This window comes from Enterocloster sp. 210928-DFI.2.20, from assembly GCF_020554465.1.
GTDB classification, from domain to species: Bacteria; Bacillota; Clostridia; order Lachnospirales; family Lachnospiraceae; genus Enterocloster; species Enterocloster bolteae.
This window is the reverse complement of the sequence record NZ_JAJCHK010000004.1, coordinates 51,265-70,672: the sequence shown is the minus strand read 5'-3', so window position 1 is coordinate 70,672 and position 19,408 is coordinate 51,265. Positions and strand designations below refer to the sequence as shown.

Annotated in this window: 16 protein-coding genes and 2 tRNA genes; 6 read left to right on the top strand and 12 right to left on the bottom strand. The window is 47.6% G+C overall.

Translation table 11 applies throughout. From position 1 onward, the window contains the following. Position 1 precedes the first annotated feature (1 nt). Both glgB and LI015_RS05980 read left to right on the top strand, forming a co-directional pair. Positions 2-1,930: a 1,4-alpha-glucan branching protein GlgB gene (gene glgB, locus LI015_RS05985; RefSeq protein ID WP_002566376.1), complete on the top strand. Its 1,929-nt coding sequence runs from the start codon at positions 2-4 to the stop codon at positions 1,928-1,930. A 161-nt stretch (positions 1,931-2,091) separates the two neighbouring features. Beyond that, positions 2,092-2,841, top strand: a complete 750-nt coding sequence (locus LI015_RS05980; RefSeq protein WP_002570496.1) for a phosphotransferase family protein — start codon at positions 2,092-2,094, stop codon at positions 2,839-2,841. A 183-nt stretch (positions 2,842-3,024) separates the two neighbouring features. On the opposite strand, the gene LI015_RS05975 is transcribed toward LI015_RS05980, so the two are convergent. The 7 genes from LI015_RS05975 to LI015_RS05945 form a co-directional block, all read right to left on the bottom strand. Further along, the gene (locus LI015_RS05975) at positions 3,025-5,397 is read right to left on the bottom strand and encodes a sensor histidine kinase (protein ID WP_002571080.1); all 2,373 of its coding nucleotides are present in this window, start codon (positions 5,395-5,397) and stop codon (positions 3,025-3,027) included. Between the two features lie 8 nt (positions 5,398-5,405). Then, positions 5,406-6,101, bottom strand: a complete 696-nt coding sequence (locus LI015_RS05970; RefSeq protein WP_002566379.1) for a response regulator transcription factor — start codon at positions 6,099-6,101, stop codon at positions 5,406-5,408. A gap of 43 nt (positions 6,102-6,144) precedes the next feature. After that, the gene (locus tag LI015_RS05965) at positions 6,145-7,746 is read right to left on the bottom strand and encodes a C40 family peptidase (RefSeq protein ID WP_002566380.1); all 1,602 of its coding nucleotides are present in this window, start codon (positions 7,744-7,746) and stop codon (positions 6,145-6,147) included. Positions 7,747-7,974: 228 nt separating this feature from the next. Further along, positions 7,975-8,643, bottom strand: coding sequence for a MerR family transcriptional regulator (locus tag LI015_RS05960; protein ID WP_002566381.1), 669 nt, complete (start codon positions 8,641-8,643; stop codon positions 7,975-7,977). A gap of 93 nt (positions 8,644-8,736) precedes the next feature. Then, positions 8,737-10,095, bottom strand: coding sequence for a replicative DNA helicase (dnaB, locus tag LI015_RS05955; protein WP_002566382.1), 1,359 nt, complete (start codon positions 10,093-10,095; stop codon positions 8,737-8,739). Positions 10,096-10,166: 71 nt separating this feature from the next. After that, positions 10,167-10,613 carry a 50S ribosomal protein L9 gene (rplI, locus tag LI015_RS05950; RefSeq protein WP_002566383.1) on the bottom strand — a complete coding sequence of 149 codons (447 nt, stop codon included), beginning with the start codon at positions 10,611-10,613 and terminating at the stop codon, positions 10,167-10,169. A 44-nt stretch (positions 10,614-10,657) separates the two neighbouring features. Further along, positions 10,658-12,706 (bottom strand): DHH family phosphoesterase, encoded by a 2,049-nt coding sequence (locus LI015_RS05945; protein ID WP_002566384.1) that lies wholly within the window; start codon positions 12,704-12,706, stop codon positions 10,658-10,660. Between the two features lie 271 nt (positions 12,707-12,977). Here LI015_RS05945 and LI015_RS05940 point away from each other — a divergent pair, with 271 nt between their 5' ends. After that, positions 12,978-13,322: a DUF4234 domain-containing protein gene (locus LI015_RS05940; RefSeq protein ID WP_002566385.1), complete on the top strand. Its 345-nt coding sequence runs from the start codon at positions 12,978-12,980 to the stop codon at positions 13,320-13,322. Then, the gene (locus tag LI015_RS05935) at positions 13,315-13,710 is read left to right on the top strand and encodes a DUF2752 domain-containing protein (RefSeq protein WP_227124305.1); all 396 of its coding nucleotides are present in this window, start codon (positions 13,315-13,317) and stop codon (positions 13,708-13,710) included. Before LI015_RS05940 ends, LI015_RS05935 begins: the two co-directional genes overlap by 8 nt. A 10-nt stretch (positions 13,711-13,720) precedes the next feature. Here LI015_RS05935 and LI015_RS05930 read toward each other — a convergent pair whose 3' ends face one another. The 5 genes from LI015_RS05930 to LI015_RS05910 all read right to left on the bottom strand — a co-directional run bounded on the left by LI015_RS05930 (position 13,721) and on the right by LI015_RS05910 (position 18,636). Then, positions 13,721-14,419, bottom strand: coding sequence for a carbohydrate ABC transporter permease (locus LI015_RS05930; protein ID WP_412413407.1), 699 nt, complete (start codon positions 14,417-14,419; stop codon positions 13,721-13,723). A gap of 131 nt (positions 14,420-14,550) precedes the next feature. Next, positions 14,551-15,444 (bottom strand): carbohydrate ABC transporter permease, encoded by an 894-nt coding sequence (locus LI015_RS05925; RefSeq protein ID WP_002566388.1) that lies wholly within the window; start codon positions 15,442-15,444, stop codon positions 14,551-14,553. Positions 15,445-15,501: 57 nt separating this feature from the next. Then, entirely contained in the window at positions 15,502-16,824 is a 1,323-nt protein-coding gene (locus LI015_RS05920) for an ABC transporter substrate-binding protein (protein ID WP_002566389.1), read from the bottom strand. A gap of 21 nt (positions 16,825-16,845) precedes the next feature. Then, entirely contained in the window at positions 16,846-17,577 is a 732-nt protein-coding gene (locus LI015_RS05915) for a 6-phosphogluconolactonase (protein WP_002566390.1), read from the bottom strand. A gap of 6 nt (positions 17,578-17,583) precedes the next feature. Next, the gene (locus tag LI015_RS05910; protein ID WP_002566391.1) at positions 17,584-18,636 is read right to left on the bottom strand and encodes a LacI family DNA-binding transcriptional regulator; all 1,053 of its coding nucleotides are present in this window, start codon (positions 18,634-18,636) and stop codon (positions 17,584-17,586) included. Between the two features lie 365 nt (positions 18,637-19,001). Here LI015_RS05910 and LI015_RS05905 point away from each other — a divergent pair. Both LI015_RS05905 and LI015_RS05900 read left to right on the top strand, forming a co-directional pair. Beyond that, positions 19,002-19,083, top strand: a tRNA-Tyr gene (locus LI015_RS05905). Between the two features lie 102 nt (positions 19,084-19,185). Then, positions 19,186-19,269: transfer RNA gene (locus tag LI015_RS05900), tRNA-Leu, on the top strand. The last annotated feature ends 139 nt before the right edge of the window (positions 19,270-19,408 follow it).

Below are 19,408 nucleotides of genomic sequence, written 5' to 3'. Positions count from 1 at the left end.
TATGGTAGCTAAAAAACGCACTGCAGCATCTTCAAAGAAAAAGGCTTCTGCCACAGGTTTCATATCTGACCTGGACTGCTATCTGTTCGGGGCAGGCACACACTATGATATTTACCAGAAATTAGGGGCACATCCCAAGACATACAAGGGAAAGGAAGGTATCTACTTCGCCGTCTGGGCCCCCCACGCAAAAGAGGTCCATCTGGTAGGCGATTTTAACAACTGGAATCCGGAGGCCAGCCCCATGGAACGTATCTCCGAATCCGGTATCTGGGAGATTTTCAATCCGGGCATGAAGCTGGGAGAGCTCTATAAATTCGCCATTACCACCCAGTCCGGCAAGATTCTCTACAAGGCAGATCCCTTTGCCTTCAGCGCGGAATACCGTCCGGGTACAGCCTCTGTCACAGCCGATATCCAGGGCTTTTCCTGGACTGACAGCTCTTGGATCGAAAAGAGGACCCAGGCAGATGTACAGAAGCTGCCCATGAGCATTTACGAAGTGCATCTGGGTTCCTGGCGTAAACGGGACAGGCCTGAAAAGGACGGCTTTTATACATACACGGAGGCAGCCCATGAGCTGGCAGCTTATGTAAAAGAGATGGGCTATACCCATGTGGAGCTGATGGGCATTGCAGAACATCCATTTGACGGTTCCTGGGGATATCAGGTGACGGGATACTTTGCCCCCACCTCCCGCTATGGCACACCGGAACAGTTCATGTATTTCGTAAACTACCTGCATAAAAACGGCATAGGCGTCATACTGGACTGGGTTCCGGCCCACTTTCCCAAGGATGCCCATGGCCTGGCTGACTTTGACGGAGAACCCCTTTTTGAATATGCGGACCCCAGGAAGGGCGAACATCCGGACTGGGGCACCAAGGTATTTGATTACGGTAAAAATGAGGTCAAGGACTTCCTCATCAGCAATGCGCTCTACTGGGTGGAACAGTACCACGTGGACGGCCTCAGGGTGGACGCGGTGGCATCCATGCTGTACCTGGACTACGGACGCCAGGAAGGCCAGTGGGTCCCCAACAAAGACGGAGGCAACCAGAACCTGGAAGCCATCGAGTTCTTTAAGCACCTGAACACAGTAGTCCAGGGGCGCAACCACGGTGCTCTTGTCATTGCCGAGGAATCCACCGCGTGGCCAAAGGTGACGGAGCATCCCGAACAGGACGGGCTGGGCTTTACCTTCAAGTGGAACATGGGATGGATGCATGACTTCCTGGAGTACATGAAGCTAGACCCCTATTTCCGCAAATATAACCATCACCGCATGACCTTCGGACTTACCTACTTTACAAGTGAGAACTATATCCTGGTCCTTTCCCACGATGAGGTGGTTCACCTGAAATGCTCCATGATTAACAAAATGCCCGGCCTGGGCAGGGACAAGTTCTCCAATCTGAAGGCCGGTTACACCTTCATGATGGGCCATCCCGGCAAGAAGCTCCTGTTCATGGGACAGGATTTCGGCCAGCTCCATGAATGGGATGAAAAGGTTTCCCTGGACTGGTACCTCACAGACGAGGATGACCACAGGGAGCTTCAGAACTATGTAAAGGACCTGCTCCATCTGTACAAAAAGTATCCTTCCCTTTACCGCCAGGACAATGACTGGAATGGTTTCCAGTGGATTAATGCCAATGACGGCGACAGAAGTATCTTCAGCTTCATCCGCCGGGATGAGACAGGTAAGAAAAACCTGATGTTCATTATAAACTTTACTCCGGTGGAGAGACCCGATTACCGTGTAGGTGTCCCAAAGCGCGGCAGGTACACCCTGCTCCTGGATAACCACGGAGCTTATAAGGCAGCAGAAGCTCCCTGTTTCTCATCCTCTAAAAGCGAATGCGACGGACAGCCCTATTCCTTCTCCTATCCTCTTCCTGGATACGGAACTGCAATCTTCCGTTTTTAAGAAATGTTATTAAGAAATATGTACTTTTTAATGCCTAAAAGTACGTTAAAAATTTATCAAATTGGGTATGTACTTTTCAGTCATGTTGTAGTAGAATAAAGGCAGTGCGATGGATTACCTGTCGCAGCACCGTTTACAATGTGTGGAAGGAGAGTATAGTTATGGCAAAACAATTAATTTCCAGTAGCGAAACAAAATCCGTTTACCGTGACGGAAGCACTGCCATCAAGGAATTCTGCGAAGGCTTCCCAAAAGCCGAGGTCCTGAATGAAGCCCTGTGCAACGCACGTGTGGAAACCATTGAAGTCCTGAATGTTCCTAAGGTTCTGGGGGTATCTGTAATTGATGGCAAATGGTCTATTACCAGGGAATTTGTGGAGGGCAAGACCCTTCAGCAGCTGATGGAAGAAAATCCCGACAAGACAGGGGAGTATCTGGAGCAGATGGTTGATTTACACCTGTTGATTTTTGCCCAGGCCTGCCCACTGTTAAACAAGCTGAAGGAAAAGACCATCCGCGCCCTTAAATCCGAGGAACAGCTGGATGAAAACCTGCGCTATGAGCTGCTTACAAGGCTGGACGGCATGCCAAAGCACACCAAACTGTGCCACGGAGATTTCTGCCCATCTAATATCATCGTAGGCGACGACGGCAAATGGTATCTGGTTGACTGGGTACACGCTTCCCAGGGCAACGCAAGTGCCGATGTAGCCAGAACCTATCTGCTTCTGAGCCTGAAGGATAAGAAGATAGCTGATATGTACATGGATCTGTTCTGTGATAAAACGGGCACAGAAAAGCGTTATGTACAGGGCTGGCTCCCCATCGTGGCAGCTGCCCAGCTGGCTTACAAACGTCCTGAGGAAAAGGAACTGCTGGAAAGCTGGATTAACGTATTTGATTATCAGTAAAATCCGCCTGCACATGGAAAAAGGAGGCGCCGGAAGATATCTTCCGGCGCCTTTTTTCCAAAATCTTCATGGTTATAATGACCAATAAACAAGATTTATTCCACAATATTTTCAAATATTTTACAATTTGTTCGTGAAATATTTATCATAATCCTTCTATCAAATTCCATTTTTTTCCTAAAATTATATTTCTTCCTCGAAGCCAAAATCCTGAGATATGTCTCCGGGTTCCCCAGACGTTTTGTCCGCCTTAAACTCAACTCTCTTTACCGGGAATGACACAACAGCCTTAAACAGATCCCCGTCTATAACCACCTGGAACTCACCGCCCTGAAGCTGGGTCAAATCCTTGGATATGGATAATCCCAGACCGCTTCCCTCCGTGGCCCTGGACACATCTCCCCTGACAAAGCGCTCGGTCAGCTCATCCGGACTGATATTCAGTGATGATTCGGAAACATTCTTGATTGTAAATATGGCCTTGCCGTCCTCGTCCAGCACATCCACATAGACCCGGCTGTGCTCCATTGCATACTTCACTGCATTGGTATAGAGATTTTCCAGGACACGCCACAGGCGGCGTCCGTCAGCCTGAATGATAAGCACCTCATCCGGTATGTTGGAAACCAGCTCCAGCCTGCGCATGGCAAACCGCTCCTCAAACTCACCGTTGGTCTGCTGTACCAGCTCTACCAGGTCAATATCCGATATATCTAACTTCATATTGCCTGAACTGGCCTTGGATGCCTCCACCAGGTCCTCTGTCAGAGTCTTAAGGCGCTGAGACTTCTGGTCCAGCACTTCCAGGTATGCGGCAATCTTGGGATCCTGTATTTTCTCCCGTTTCAGAAGGTCCACATAATTGATAATGGACGTAAGAGGAGTCTTGATGTCATGGGATACATTTGTTATCAGGCTTGCCTTCAGCCGCTCGCTCTTAACCTGCTCCTGAATAGCTGAATCCAGACCGCTGCTGATATTATTGAGATGCTCTGCCATGTCCCGCTCCTTGCCTGACAGGCGGGAGGTATCAATCTGATAGCTGGTATCCCCCTGGGAGATAGTGCTGACAGCCATGTCCAGCACATCCCTCTGCACTGATTTTTTAAACAGCTGATGGTATATCCATCCATCCAGTCCCAGGTACAGCACCACGAATACATAGAACATAATCTGGTAGCTTATCCTGTTCTCCTTATAGAAAAAGAGGAAAATCAGTCCCCACAGCATACCTGCGTTAAATCCTAAAAACAACAGGTAGCAGAACCCGGTGCCCACTGCATAGCTGACTCTACCCACATAGTCCTTTGAAGCTTCCAAAGCCCTTTTTGCGAGGCTGTTGCTCCACAAGGTCCTGGCCTTATACCTGCGCAGCAAATCAAAGCCGCACAATACAACGCTCCCGTACACAATGACCAGTTTAATCATCTTATTCCAGTAATTCCATTGTTCATTGGGAGCAAACAGGCTGAACAGCCGGATACCCACATACCTTCCTATGTAGATAAACACCGCTGTGGCCGCCGCCCAGAGAATCAGGCATAGTTCCGTGTGAATCTCGTCAATAGGGAACAGGCGTATTTCCGTGCTTCCGTCCGTGGTGTGGCCTGACATAAGCATCAGCATGGCCAGTGTAACCACACATCCAAGGCCTCCCAGGATAACGCTTCCCATACCCAGAATAAACTCGTTTCTGGCTTCCTTATATGCCTTTGCCTCTATGGAATACGCATCCGTATTTGGGTAGCTGGTGTCCACGGACAGGACCATGTAATTCTTATCGTTTTTATAGGGATTCCATATCTCCAGAAGCGTGGCCGCATTGGCAGGAACCGTGGCCATGTTGGTCTCCATGCGGATGGTATTTCCCGGCACAAAGAGGTATTTCCCGGTCCCTATTATCTCTTCCATGGTCTTATCCGGCACATTGGTGGATACCTTTGTAACCCCCTTATTGCTTGTGTACTGGATACGGAAATTGAGGTTGGTGTCGTTCTCTATGTAATTATAATATATGGTGTAATATTCACTCAGATGGACCAGTATATCGAGGGCCAGATCCTCCATGGTCATCCTTGGAGCATCTCCTGCATCCGCATCCACAAAATCCGGATTATAGCTCTGGAAATCCACGGTTATCTCTTCCTCGTCATCGTCCATGGAAATAGGCGATCCGGCCAATTGGAAATTCTCATCCAGATAATATCCCCTGGTCTTGATATAGCGCACAATCCGGTCCAGAGTCCACTCCGTTCCCTGTTCCCCCGGTCCATTGCTGACCCTTACAATGACCTTATGCATATCCAGCTTTCCGTCGGTCTCGAACATATCCTTATAACCCACATAGGTAAATATGCGGTCGATATCCTCTGTCAGCTGTTTGTCAAACTGAGGAGAATCCTCGTATGCATCCTCATATATCCACTTTACACCTTTTCCGTAATTGGAATTAAGGTACATGGCACTGATCCCGAATACGGACATAGACACAAAAATAATATGGAACAGGGTCAGGAACAGTTTCCTCCGTCTGAACTTCCTCTTTTCATCTGTCATGCAACCACCTACTGCTTTTCTATCTTATAGCCTACGCCCCATACCACCTTCAGGTACTTTGGCTCCCTTGGGTTAATCTCTATCTTTTCACGGATATGGCGGATGTGCACGGCCACTGTATTATCCGCGCCAATGGCCTCCTCATTCCATATCTGCTCATAAATCTCATCAATGGAAAATACTTTTCCCGCATTCTTCACCAGAAGCAGCAGAATATTGTACTCGATGGGCGTCAGCTTGATGGCATCGCCATCCACGGTCACCTCTTTGTTGTCATCATTAATCTGAAGGCCGCCGCACTTATAAATCTGTCCGTCCGCCTGCTGGTTTAGGTTTCCCAACTGGGTATAACGGCGCATCTGGGACTTGACCCTGGCCACCAGCTCCAGAGGATTAAAGGGCTTTGTAATGTAATCGTCTGCCCCAATGTTAAGTCCCAGAATCTTATCTGCATCCTCGGACTTGGCGGAGAGGATGATGATGGGTATACTGCTGTTCTCCCTGACCTTCAGGGTGGTGCGGATGCCGTCCAGTCCCGGCATCATCACATCCACAATCAATAAATCCACTTCATTTTTATCCAGATACTCCAGGGCCTCATAGCCGTCATAAGCTTTGATTACCTTAAACCCTTCTCCTGTCAAATAGATATCAATGGCCTCCACAATCTGCTTGTCATCATCACATACCAGTATGGTCTGCATCACCAAACGCCCTCCTTTTCATATTCCAGTACCTTTATGTTTGTTAGAAAATCCTCCATGCACAGATAAAGTTGTTGGCCCACCACTGGCTCAGGCTTCTGTGCACCACCCGTCCGTTACTGGAAGAAGCGTCAATCACCGTGCCTCCTCCTGCCGCGATACCTACATGGCCCCTTACCACCACGATATCACCGGCCTGGATGTCATTAAAGTTTGTAATCTTCGTGTAACGGCCCACATTCCTCCAGCCCGAAGAAGTCAGGTAGCTCTGGTTTACACCCACCTGGTTGAGACACCAGTATATGAAACCGGAACAGTCAAAGGAGTTCGGTCCTTTTGCTCCCCATACATACGGTGACCCGAGTTTGGATGAGGCAACCGATATAAGTGCGGATGCGCCTCCGCTTGCCGGTATGCTCACAGGCGGCGTGGTATTGCCGGAAGGCTTGCCCGTATTGCCGGAACCGCCGTTATTTCCTGTATTGCCGCTGTTTCCTGAATTGTTAGGTCTCGTGGTGGTGCCGGAACCGCTGGAATTAGCCGCCGGACGCCTTACATTGTCGCCGGTCAGCTTGGCCATGGTCTGAACGCCTACCAGACCGTCAGAGGTCAGTCCGTTGCGTGACTGGAAGTTCCTGACAGCGTTCTCCGTGGCTTCACCGTAATATCCGGTCACGTTGCCGGAAACCAGATAACCGTGTTTGTTAAGAAGCTGCTGCACCTTGGTAACCGCGTCACCGCGCTCACCCAGCATCAGGCCATTGGCCCTGGCGTCCGGGCTGTTTAAAGCAATTCTGGTGGATGGTCCCAGATAGCCGTCCACCACCTGGTCGTTTCTGGCCTGGAACTGCTTCACAGCCACTACCGTGTCCTCACCGTAAGCCCCGTCCGGGGTAGTGGTCAGATATCCCAATTCCTTAAGACGCTCCTGGCAGGCCAGGACCACATCGCTCTTCTCACCGTAAGAAAGGAAATTAGGTTTAATCTCATCGCTGTACAGCAGATTGATGGTCCTCTGTCCCACCTTTCCATCCTGCTCCAGTCCATTGACCTCCTGGAGCTTTAACACGGCTGCCTCCGTGGAATCACCGAAGTTGCCTGTGACCAAATCAGCGGTTGCCAGGTATCCCAGCTCATAAAGACGCTGCTGGATGCGCTCAATATCATCACCCTGAGTTCCCTTGGAAACCGCATAATACTTGGCATCCGGAGACATAATGGCATCCCAGGTAACATTGCCCACAATACCGTCTGTAGGCAGCTCATTCTGCCTCTGGAAATGCTTGACTGCCTGCTGGGTCATCTCTCCGAAATAATCCGTGGGCTCATCATTGTCCATGAACCCCAGGTCCATGAGACGCTGCTGCAGTCTCTTGATGATCTCATGGCGCACCCCAATTCTCAGGTACTCAGGTGCCGGCTCCGCGTCCGGCAGGTTAATATCGTTCAGTCCCGGCAGCACCTGCCCGTTCAGGCCCAGCTGGGCAATGGTCTCAGGCACAGCCTGTATAACATTGACCTCTGAAGGCGTGGCATCCCCCACCTCTGATGTGGATTTCTTGGTGCAGCCGCCCAGGACAGAGCTGAGGGTCAGCACGCCTACGGCTGCCGTATATGTAACATATTTTCTGTATTTTGAATTCATGAAGAACTTATCCTTCCTGCTTCTTCTTATGTCAAAAAGCTCAAATCAAATTCATTCTAACACATTTCTTAAGGAATAGCGATACAAAAATTAAGGTCGTAAGAAAATTGAAAGTACTATAAAATAACCATTCCCTGTTTATAAAAAAATGGAAAAACAACAGAAAAAGACACCTGCACCATGGTGTTAATCCACTGGTGCAGGTGCCGTCTCCTGCTGTATCTGCAATTACTTTCCATCCCTGAGCTTTTTTCCGCTTCGCCCAAATCTGCGCCGCTTAAAAAAGGGAACCTTGGCCGCTGCCGCCTCTGCCTGTCCGCCCTTCTGGTAGCTTCTGAGCGTCTCGTCCAGCTGGCGGAACCGTTCCTCCTCCTTCTGGTCCGAAGCCTGGAACAAAAACTCCAGTTCCTTGCCCATCTTCTCATTGACCAGACAGCTGATATCCTGGCTCAGTTTTTCATTGTTCACTTCAAGGGCACGTCCAATAATCAGGTTCATGATCTGCTGAAACTGTTCCATCTTCTCTTCCATGGCGACCACGGACACACCATCGCCCTTCACAGTGCTGAGGGACGTTGCGCTGTCTTCCTCTTTAAATTCCTTAAGCGCCGCGCTCATGTCGCGCTCCAGGATTTCATCGGACAGCTCTCCCTGGGCCTTACCGTCCTTTTTCAGGACCTGGTTCAGCGCATGCTTGATTGCCTTCAGCTGATACCCCTTCTCCTTCAGGTTCTTGACCTGCTTGAACAGGCGGATATGTAAATCCGTATAGTACCGGTGCCCCATCTCGTTACGGGGAATATCAAGTTCCAGCTCCTCTTCCCAGTACCTTAATACATGGGCCTCCACATCGACCTTTTTGGACGCATCCGATATCAGATAATGTACTTCATCCATAGCCATTCTCTCCTTCACAAGTTAACAGGCATGTCCTGCCTTACTATTAGTGTATGCATTGAGAATGGATATTATGACATCCTAGAAAAATTTTTATGCGTCCTGTCCGCCGCCCTGAGGTCTGGCAGCATTCACAAACTTGGTGTACTCCGGTTTCCATATCAATGTAACGGTTCCAATGGGGCCGTTACGCTGTTTGGCTATGATTACCTCTGCCTCGTTGGGATGCTCCGTATCCTTATTATAATAATCATCACGGTACAGGAACATAACCACGTCCGCATCCTGCTCAATGGCCCCTGACTCACGAAGGTCAGAGAGCATGGGCCTGTGGTCCTGTCTGGTCTCACAGGCGCGGGACAGCTGTGACAGGGCAATGACAGGGGCATGAAGTTCCCTGGCAAGAGCCTTCAGGGAACGGGAGATATCGGAAATCTCCTGCTGGCGGTTATCGCCTCCGCCCTTCTTGCTGCCGCTCATGAGCTGCAGGTAGTCGATAATTACAACGCTGAGTCCATACTCCAGCTTCATCTTCCTGCACTTGGATCGCAGCTCTGATATGGATATACCGGGGGTGTCATCAATTATCAGCTTGGAATTTCCTATGACGCCGATACCCTCCACCACCGCATCCCAGTCAGAATCCGTCAGGGAGCCGGTACGCAGCTTCTGGGAATCCACATTGGACTCCATGGAAAGCATACGGTTCACCAGCTGCTCCTTGGACATCTCCAGGCTGAACACCATACAGGGCAGGCTCTTGCGCACCGCCACATAGTCCACCACGTTCAGGACAAAGGCCGTCTTACCCATGGAAGGACGGGCTGCTATCAGAATGAAATCCGAAGGCTGAAAACCTGAAAGCTTATAATCCAGGTCAATAAAACCGGAAGGTATACCCGTGACCGTTCCCTGGTTCTTATAGGCATCCTCAATCTTCTCCAGCACGTTGATGGCCACCTGCTTGATGGGCACGAAATCCTGTCCCCCGCGGTTTTGCAGCAGGTTAAAAACGGATTTCTCCGTGTCTGCCAATATGTTCTCCAGGGGCTCCTTTCCGGCGTAACAGGTATTGGCAATCTCCTCCGTGGTTTTAATCAGCCTTCGCAGCACTGCCTTCTCCCCGACAATGGTGGCATAGGACCTTACATTGGCAGACGTAGGCACCATGGTCACAATATCCCGTACAAAATCCAGGCTGCTAACCTCAGGAGGCACATCCTTTTCCTTCAGACGGTCCTGGAGGGTTACCAGGTCCACGGGCTTGCCTTCATTGAACAGCTCTACCATGGCGTCAAACATGATTCCGTACTGCTGCTGGTAAAAATCACTTCCCGTCACAATCTCCGATGCGGCAATCACTGCCTCCCTGTCCATGAGCATGGAACCGATGACCGACTGTTCCGCCTCCAGACTGTGGGGAAGCACCCGCTTAATCAGGGCTTCTTCCATATTACTCGTCTCCTGTATCTGAATCTATGAGACCCGCCTGTTGAGGCGGGTCCTGTGTCTGCGCTATGATTTTATGCTTCCACTACCTTGACAGCCAGTCTGGCAGTCACATCCTTATGGAGCTTAACAGGCACCTCGAAGCTGCCAATGGACTTGATGGGATCGCTCAGCATAATCTTTTTCTTGTCAATATCAATTCCCAGCTGGTCCCCAATGGCCTTGGCGATTTCCTTGGAGGACACGGAGCCGAAAGCTCTGCCGCCCTCTCCCGCCTTGATGGTCAGAGTCACGGAGGAATCATCCAGCTTAGCTCCCAGCTCCTTTGCTGCCGCCAGCTGCTCTGCCGCAATCCTGTCGTCATTGGCCTTCTTAAGCTTTAAATCATTCAGATTCTTGGAATTGGCTTCCACCCCAAGCTTCTTGGGCAGAATAAAATTTCTGGCATAGCCGTCATTTACATTCACAATCTGACCTTTTTTTCCTAATGCCTTCACATCTTCCAGTAATACTACCTGCATGTCTCATACTTCCTTTCTGATTCTGTGTCTATATGCATCCCTTATCAGGATACCTCGCCTTCCTCCATCATCTGGCGGATGACGTCTTTTAACCGTTCCTTTGCCTCTTCCACGGTTACACCCTGCATCTGGGCGCCTGCTATGGTACGGTGTCCGCCGCCTCCCAGCTTCTCCATCATGACCTGGACATTAACCTCGTCAATGGATCTGGCGCTGAAATAAATGGTTCCGTTATAATCCGTAAGCACCACTGAAGCCTTCATGCCGCGGATTTCCAGAAGCTCGTTGGCCGCCTGGGCACCGATGATGGTGGGACTCTCCAGCCCTTCGGCCGAGCACTCACTGATGGCAAAGGCATCCATAAACACCTCCGCCTTCCTGACCGCGTCCGCCTTTGCCTGGTAGTCCTTCATGTTCTCCCTGAAAAGCTTACGCACTCTGGTGATATCAGCTCCGCTTCTTCTTAAAAATGCCGCTGCCTCAAATGTCCTGACACCCGTCTGATTGGTAAAGTTCTGGGTGTCGATGACAATACCGGCATACATGGCATCCGCCTCAGCAGATTTGATTTTAATACCATCTGCAATATACTGCAATACCTCCGCCACCATCTCACAGGTAGACGAGGCATACGGCTCCACATAGGAAAGCACTGCGTTATCTATGATTTCGCTGCTGGTCCTGTGATGGTCTAAAACCACAACCGTCTTCACCATCTCCAAAAGAGCCGGTTCATCCGTAATGCTGGGCCGGTTCACATCCACGATAACCAGCATGGTCCCCTGGTCCACCAGCTCGGCCGCTTTCGGACCCGTGAGCAGCATATCCTCAGGATATTCAGCATTTCCCGTAAAGCGCTCCATCATAGGACGCACCGAAGAAGTCACCTCGTTGACCACGATATTGGCCTTCTTGTTCATGGACATGGCAATACGGTATATGCCCACTGCCGCGCCAAAGGAATCAATGTCTGCCAGACGGTGTCCCATAATAAGGAGCCGGTCCTTGTTCTCCATCAGCTCCCTGAGGGCATGGGCCTTTACCCTGGCCTTAACCCTGGTTGTCTTCTCCATCTGCTGGGCCTTGCCGCCATAATACTGAATCTTATCAGAATCCTTGACCACTGCCTGGTCGCCGCCCCGTCCCAGGGCCATGTCAATGGACGTCCTGGCATATTCATAATTCTGGCTGTAGCTGTCACCGTTCATACCGATACCGATACTTAAGGTCACTGCCATGTCGTTGCCTATGTTCACTGTCTTTACATCCTCCAGGATGGAAAAACGTTCTTCCTGTATCCTGGCCATGTACTGCTGCTTGATGGCGAAGAAATATTTGTCCTTCTCAATCTTTTTTACAATACCGTTCATGCCGGAGATATATTTGCTTATCTTACGGTCTATGAGGGCGGTCAAAAGGGAGCGCCGGACCTCCTCCACGCTTTCCAGGGCCTCGTCATAGTTATCCAGGTAAATCAGGCCCGCCACCAGCTTCTGGTCGTTAATCTGCTGCATGTACTTAAGGGTCTGGGTCTCGTCCAGCAGATAGACAGCCGTAACAGATGAGCCCTGGCCTTCCAGCCCCCCTGCGGTCACTGCCGCGTCAAGACTGTCAACCATAACCTGTTTTAAGTCAATCCGGAACTTCCTGTCTCCCAGGCTGCTGTGAATACTCACAACCTCCCCGCCGGTAGCCAGCATTTCCTTTGTAATCTCAGGAAACACGGCTGTAATGTTCTTATATGAATTCTTGTCTTCTTCCAGGATTGCCGTAAACTCCCGGTTCATCCACAACAGATGTCCGGATCCGTCTGTCACCGCATAGGGCATCAGCATCTCTTCCAGCAGGTTCTGCCTGCTCTGGTCATAAGCGGACGAAAACGCGATGAGCCCGGCCAGTATGCCTCTTTTTCTTGAAAAATACAGCCACAGGGCAATCCCTATATAGACAATGGTAAAGACCGATACTATAATGCCGGCTTTAACAGATACCGCTGCCACAACAGCAGTCAGTACGATTAAAAGGACCGACAAAAAGAGCGGCCACTGCAGGTAGACCTTAAAAATCCCCCGCGTCCTTCCTTTATCTCTCATAGTCTGCCTCCATTCGTATCCGAAAATCAGAATACGCCTATCTTAGTCAGTATATCATATCCGGCCCCATTCGTCCATAAAAATGAGTTTTTGCCAGCAATGTGCCAGTACTATGCCAGCAATTTCCCCTGAGCCCAGGACATAATCTGTGTAAAAAGGAAGTAAAAAGAGGACAAAAAGATGAACATTGTAACGCTTTTTGTTGATAAACAGTTATGTCTATGATAGAATCTATGCTGTATTGCATGAACATACCAAGGAGGATATACGTATGAAACAGCGCAACATCGTAGTATGTATCCTGCTGAGCCTGGTTACCTGCGGAATTTACGGCATCTATTGGATGATCGTACTGAACGACGAAACCAACGCGCTCTCCGGCAGGCAGGGTACAAGCGGAGGACTGGTTTTCCTGTTCTCACTGATTACATGCGGGATTTATGCCCTGTACTGGATGTACCAGATGGGCAATGCCGTTGAGATGCTCCATGACCAGCACGGAGAGCCAAGGGGAAGCGCACCGGTGGTCTATCTGCTTCTCAGCCTGTTCGGACTGGGCATCGTGGCTTACGCCCTGCTTCAGAATGAGCTGAACAAGTATCTCCCTAATGCATAAACGTATTCGGACACTATGCATAAAAACAGGCGGGCTCCTGGGAGCCGGCCTGTTTTATGCATTTATCTGTATTCTGGCGGGACGTCCCCTGATTCCCTGCCTGTTTCATACGGTTACCGGGCTGTACTGTCCGGGCTGCGGCGTAAGCCGGATGTGCCTGTCCCTTCTCCGTCTGGATTTTGCATCTGCCTTTCAGGCAAATGCAGCCATCTTTCTTCTGCTGCCCCCGGGACTGTTCATGGCTGGATGGATGGCTGTGCGGTATGTAAGGACCGGAAGCACACACCTTACACGGGTTCAGGCCTGTGTTTTCTATGTAATGATTGGGGTGCTGCTTGTGTTTGGGGTGATGCGGAATCTGCCTGGGTTTGGGTGGCTGCGGCCTTGAACTCTTACAATCATCCCTTTACAGCCCCCATGGCAATGCCGTCCACCAGTTGTCTCTGGAATATAATAAATATAATTACCGGAGGTATGATTGTCATTGTTATGACCGCACCCAGTACTCCAAAATTCCAGCTGTCACCCTTTAACAGCGTCAAAGCTACCGCAATGGGCATGGCGCTGTCCTGAGTAGCCAGTGTCTTTCCCATGGTATATTCCCCCCATATATTATAAAAAGAAAATACCAGCACAATTATCATCCCATTCTTAGCCAAAGGCGCCATAACATCTTTCCACGTCCTGAATACGCTGCATCCATCCATTCTTGCCGCCTCCTCTAATTCAATAGGAAGCCCCAGAAAAATTCCACGCATAATAAAAATCGAAAACGGAAGCACATTCATTACATTTGGAAATACTAAACCCATAGTTGTGTTTAAAAGTCCAACATTATATTCCATAATATAAATTGGAATCAAAAGTGCTGCCAAAGGAAAGGTTATGACGAATAGAATAAATGCCATCACTGCGCCGCTCCCTTTAAAAGGAAGCCTTGCAAAGGCATATCCGCTCATTGCACTCAGAATAACGGTTAATATTACCCCAATAAATGTAATCTTCAAGCTATTTACGTAATACCCCAAATACTGTGAGCCATGCTGGAACACATATAAATAATTTTCCAGGGATGGACTGTTGGGGAAAAATGTCATGGTTGTAGATAAAATTTCTTTCTGGCTTTTAAAAGAATTAAATACACTATAAAAAATAGGAATAACAAAAACCACTGCAATCAGGGTCAGCACTGCGAGCATAATCAATCTGGGGATATTTTTCATTACCTTCATTCATTTTCTCCTTTCGAAACCATCAAATTAATCAGTGAAAACAGGAGAATCAATCCACTGAGTACAAAAGCCATGGCTGACGCATAACCCATATCAAAATATTTAAATGCGGTGTTATATATATACATATACAATGTCCTGGTGGCGTTGCCCGGACCTCCTCCGGTCATAACCATGGGTTCCACAAAGACCTTCAAAGCGGTGACGATTCCCCATATACCAGTAATGACAAAGCTTTCCCTTAAATTTGGCAGAACAATATAAAAAATCTTCTTTATTCCTGTTGCGCCGTCAACTACCGCCGCCTCCAGAATATCTGCAGATATAGATTGAAGCCCGGCTAAAAACAGAATGGTTATAAATCCTATATTGTACCATAGATTGGCCGCAATAGTGGTTCCCATGGCCGTATTCCTGGAGGTCAGCCAGGCACGGGTAAACTGCGGAAGTCCAATTTTTACCAGAAAATAATTGATGTATCCGAAATTTTCACTGAACAGCCAGCCAAATATGATACATGCCAGCGATGCAGGGACTACAATAGGAGTGAATACTGCTGTCCTGAAAATACCTGTTCCCTTTTTACAGAAGAAAATAAGCAATGCTATAATCAGTGACAATACCATCAGCAACAGGAAATCTAAAGAAGCAAATACTGCTGTATTCTTCATTGATACAAGGAAATCAGGGTCAGAAAACAGTGACACATAATTCTTTATTCCTACAAAAGAGGGAGTCAAATCATACATAAAGTCATATTCAGACATACTTAGGTACGCTGTATAGCACAGGGGATATGCCACAAATACAGCTATAATCAAAAAACTGGGCAAGACAAATAGTATCCCCCAAAATGCCTTTTGTTTCTTTGCGTTCCACGTCCTCTTCATTTTCTGCCTCCTTGCCAAGAAAGGTGCTACACATGATTTGCATAGCACCTTTGCAAATTACTTATCCAACTTATTTACCATATTTTGAAGCTCCTCAGCTGTGGTATTCACATCCGTTCCGTCCACGAGGCTGGCTTGGAAGATCTCCTGACACTTTATTACAAATTCTCCTAAATCTTTATAAGGAGGATAGGTGACTGCCTTTTCGATGGATCCCTTAATATTCTGCCAATTAGGTGATTCTGTCTTATTGTAATACTCTGTAATTACAGGAATTTTACCATACTGGTTCACTGTACTGGTCTGTGTATATTCACCTAAAAGCTGTTCCTGAACAAACTGTACTGCCAGGTCAGAGCTTGGAGAACACTTGGGAATGATGACGCCATTTACATATCCAACTGATCCATTCTCTTCTCCCCCTGGGATGGGTACAACAGATGCATTGTCCTCTCCAATCGTTGGAATCGCTTCCACCCAGTTGGAACCTGACTGAAGAAGCATGGCAACCTTACCAGCTTTATAACTGTTCTTACCTGCATCGTAGTCGGCAAATGTCTCGGTGGAGAACACCCCCTCCTTAACCCCTTTCTGCCAGATTGCCAGTATATCCTTAAATTCTTGGGACTGGAAGTTAACCGTGATTCCATCCTCCTGATACAGTCCGCCACAGGATGCCTGAAGAATACCTAATACAGTTCCATGTATATCCTTGCTCCACTGAATGGTACATCCCTGCTGCGTAACGACACCATTCTCCGTCTTTGTCAGTTTCTTAGCAAATTCATATACATCATCCCATGTCTTTGGAACAAGTGCATCCCCGTTTTCATCCACAAGGCCTGCATCTTTAAACATCGCTTTATTTATATTAATAGCCGTCACTTCCTGTATGACAGGGATTACATACTGTTTATCGTGAAGTTTCGCCATCTCTAATGCCGCAGGGATGAACTTATCTTTGGAATATGTATCAAAAAACTTTAAATCCTGGTCAAAGTCATATATAAGGTCCTTTGTAACAAACTGTTCTGCAAAGGAGGCTCCATCTATAACCACCAGATCGCAAGGGGTATCTCCTTTTTGCCAGTTAATACTGTAATTGGACACCACCGTAGGATCCGCATAGGTCTGTACCTCAACCGTAACATCCGGATGGTCCTTCATGAATGCTTCAGCTGCTTCATTCAGAAATAGCTTTGTGACCTGCCACGACTCGCCTGCTATACGCAAAGTACGCTTTCCACCACTTTCCTGAGCCGTGGTTCCTGCCGGAGCAGCAGATTCTGCTTCTTTAGATGCCTTTGACGCTGCCGAAGAACACGCACCTAGATTAACAGCCAGAACACCTGCCAACAAAACAGATATCATTTTCCTCATTTTAATTCTCCTCCCTTTACACTAACTGTCAATAAGCGATGATGATTCTTTATCCAAGAACAAATGCCAATCCTTATGTGTCTTAAGTAAGGTAGCCGGAACCATGTTAGTAACTTCATCCGACTTTAATGTATTCCTGACAGCCTCCGCCTTTCTTTCCCCCGGTACACTGGATACAATTGTCTCACACTGCATGATTTGATAAGGAGTCATTGAAACGGCTTTAAACGGGACATCATCAAGTGTTGGGAACCAGCCCTCATTCAGCTGCTGCTTTCTGCAGCGTTCCTCCAATTCCACGATTCTGTATGCTTCCCGCGTCTCAAAATCAGCTGGGGGATCATTAAAAGCAATATGTCCGTTTTCGCCAATACCTATAACACCTATATCTATGATATCTTTACGAATCTCACTGGTCAGCTCCTTCAGATTCTCCTCCACATCTCCTTCCGTGTTTACAAAATGCACCTTAACCGGTACTTTGCTGGTAAAACGCTCTTTCAGATAACGCCTGAAACTTGCCTTGTGGGTTTCCGGCAGTTCCAGGTATTCATCCAAATGAAACATAGTAACCTTTTCCCAATCAACGTTCTTCTCAACCAGATACTTAATTGTCTCAAACTGTGATGCACCTGTGGATAGAATGATTCTTGCCTTCCCTTTTTTTTCTATGGCTTCATTTAACTTTTGAGCAATTAATTCAGCTGCCTTCTCTCCCAATTCTTCGGAATTGTCAAGAATATATACCGCCATCTCTCCTTACCTCCTGATTTTACTATGAACCTTCCTTACAGAATTTCTTTCAACCAAAGTGGGCTGCATTGTGATATTAACTATATTCCTGGACTTACCCTCAATTTTATCAATAAGATATTTAGCGGACCGTTTACCCATCTCTTCTGCCGGTTCATGAATTGTAGTGAGTCTTGGCGTCACCATCTTACTGACAAAAATATCATCCATTCCAACAATGGAAATATCATTGGGAACATGGATTCCGCGATTATGTAATTCATTTATCATCTTAATTGCCAGTGAATCATTAATCGCAACAATACTTTCCGGAAGATATTCCTCCTCAAACATTTTGTCTATAATCTGGATGGCTCCCTGATCATCTCCAATATTATAAATATCATATTTGGAATCATAATTCACAATTCGGCGCTTATTAAAAACAATATCATAATCCAGCAGCGCCTGCTTAAAGCCCCTCAGTATCTCTCTTCTGTTATGTCTTGTAATTGGTCCTGACGCCAATGCTAGGTCTTTATGTCCGCATTCAATCAGATACTCTGCCGCCATATAACCAGCCTTAAAGAAATTAAACAGCACACGGTCTCCTGTATAATTCTCAATTCCCTGATCCACCAGAAGGACAGGCATGTTGAGCCGTTCAATCCGTTTGACAAAAGTCTCCTCATTCTGGATTGTTGTCAGCAATATACCTGCTGCCTGCCTTTCCTCCAGCATTTCCAGATACCAGCTTTCCAATCCTGGATTGGAATTGGAGTTACAGATTATAGGAATGAAATTACGGGATAAACATTCCTCCTCTGACGCTGCCACTTGTGCTGCATAAAACGGATTATTAATTGACGGAACAATAATACCGATCTCAATGCTGGCATCCCCGCGCAGCATCCTGCCGAACAAATTGGGCTTGTATTCCAGCTCGTCCGCAGCGTCAAAAACACGTTTTTTTACGTCCTGGCTGACAGGGTAATCCGTACGCCTCAGTACCCTGGACACAGTAGCAATTGATACGTTTGCCTTTTTAGCAATATCCTTAATCGTTGTTTTCTTATTCATTGGGGCCCCTCAAATATTATATAGAAAACGTTATCTATGAGCTCATATTAGCATGGACATATTTTACTGTCAATGGGGGGCCTTTTTCTTATTCTTCATATTTTTCTATGGATTTTTCTACCTTTTTATGTTATTAATTCATTTTTATAGTTCTTTTCAGACTTTTATAGAAAGTTTTTCTATCTGACAGCAACCAACAGCAAAAAAACTTTTTTTATTTACTGTAAAGAAAATGATCGCCTGCTAATACTTCCAACCATACCAGCCACAAATCTGTGACAATTATGGCTGATAAATGTTCACAAAATGCTTGATTTTTTCCGAAGTCTGTGGTATTATAATCACTGCTTATTAAAGCAAACTCTGGGCGAATTCCCGAGTGGCCAAAGGGGACAGACTGTAAATCTGCTGCTAATAGCTTCGGTGGTTCGAATCCACCTTCGCCCACTAGCGTGCCTAAAATATGGCTTAAGGACATCAGTGCAGTGCATGTAAAGGTCCTGGTTTTCAGCTGGGGCACGTGTTGAAAAGTACCTGCGGGTAACTTATGCGGGTGTGGTGGAATAGGCAGACACAAGGGACTTAAAATCCCTCGGTAGCGATACCGTGCCGGTTCAAGTCCGGCCACCCGCATTATAAATGGAGTGTTGTAAAAGCATTTGAAAATTCTAATGTTTTTACAGCACTCTATTTTTATGACGCTTACTTGGTTGCTCCCAAAAAGAGCACCTCCCCGCCCGCGGAACAATTCTCCGCCTCCGAAAGGTGCTCT

Excerpts from the sequence above, each read along its gene's own strand:
- glgB (WP_002566376.1), top strand. The coding sequence starts at position 2 with ATGGTAGCTAAAAAACGCACTGCAGCATCTTCAAAGAAAAAGGCTTCT.
- LI015_RS05980 (WP_002570496.1), top strand. The coding sequence starts at position 2,092 with ATGGCAAAACAATTAATTTCCAGTAGCGAAACAAAATCCGTTTACCGT.
- LI015_RS05975 (WP_002571080.1), bottom strand. The coding sequence starts at position 5,397 with ATGACAGATGAAAAGAGGAAGTTCAGACGGAGGAAACTGTTCCTGACC.
- LI015_RS05970 (WP_002566379.1), bottom strand. The coding sequence starts at position 6,101 with ATGCAGACCATACTGGTATGTGATGATGACAAGCAGATTGTGGAGGCC.
- LI015_RS05965 (WP_002566380.1), bottom strand. The coding sequence starts at position 7,746 with ATGAATTCAAAATACAGAAAATATGTTACATATACGGCAGCCGTAGGC.
- LI015_RS05960 (WP_002566381.1), bottom strand. The coding sequence starts at position 8,643 with ATGGATGAAGTACATTATCTGATATCGGATGCGTCCAAAAAGGTCGAT.
- dnaB (WP_002566382.1), bottom strand. The coding sequence starts at position 10,095 with ATGGAAGAAGCCCTGATTAAGCGGGTGCTTCCCCACAGTCTGGAGGCG.
- rplI (WP_002566383.1), bottom strand. The coding sequence starts at position 10,613 with ATGCAGGTAGTATTACTGGAAGATGTGAAGGCATTAGGAAAAAAAGGT.
- LI015_RS05945 (WP_002566384.1), bottom strand. The coding sequence starts at position 12,706 with ATGAGAGATAAAGGAAGGACGCGGGGGATTTTTAAGGTCTACCTGCAG.
- LI015_RS05940 (WP_002566385.1), top strand. The coding sequence starts at position 12,978 with ATGAAACAGCGCAACATCGTAGTATGTATCCTGCTGAGCCTGGTTACC.
- LI015_RS05935 (WP_227124305.1), top strand. The coding sequence starts at position 13,315 with ATGCATAAACGTATTCGGACACTATGCATAAAAACAGGCGGGCTCCTG.
- LI015_RS05930 (WP_412413407.1), bottom strand. The coding sequence starts at position 14,419 with ATGACATTTTTCCCCAACAGTCCATCCCTGGAAAATTATTTATATGTG.
- LI015_RS05925 (WP_002566388.1), bottom strand. The coding sequence starts at position 15,444 with ATGAAGAGGACGTGGAACGCAAAGAAACAAAAGGCATTTTGGGGGATA.
- LI015_RS05920 (WP_002566389.1), bottom strand. The coding sequence starts at position 16,824 with ATGAGGAAAATGATATCTGTTTTGTTGGCAGGTGTTCTGGCTGTTAAT.
- LI015_RS05915 (WP_002566390.1), bottom strand. The coding sequence starts at position 17,577 with ATGGCGGTATATATTCTTGACAATTCCGAAGAATTGGGAGAGAAGGCA.
- LI015_RS05910 (WP_002566391.1), bottom strand. The coding sequence starts at position 18,636 with ATGAATAAGAAAACAACGATTAAGGATATTGCTAAAAAGGCAAACGTA.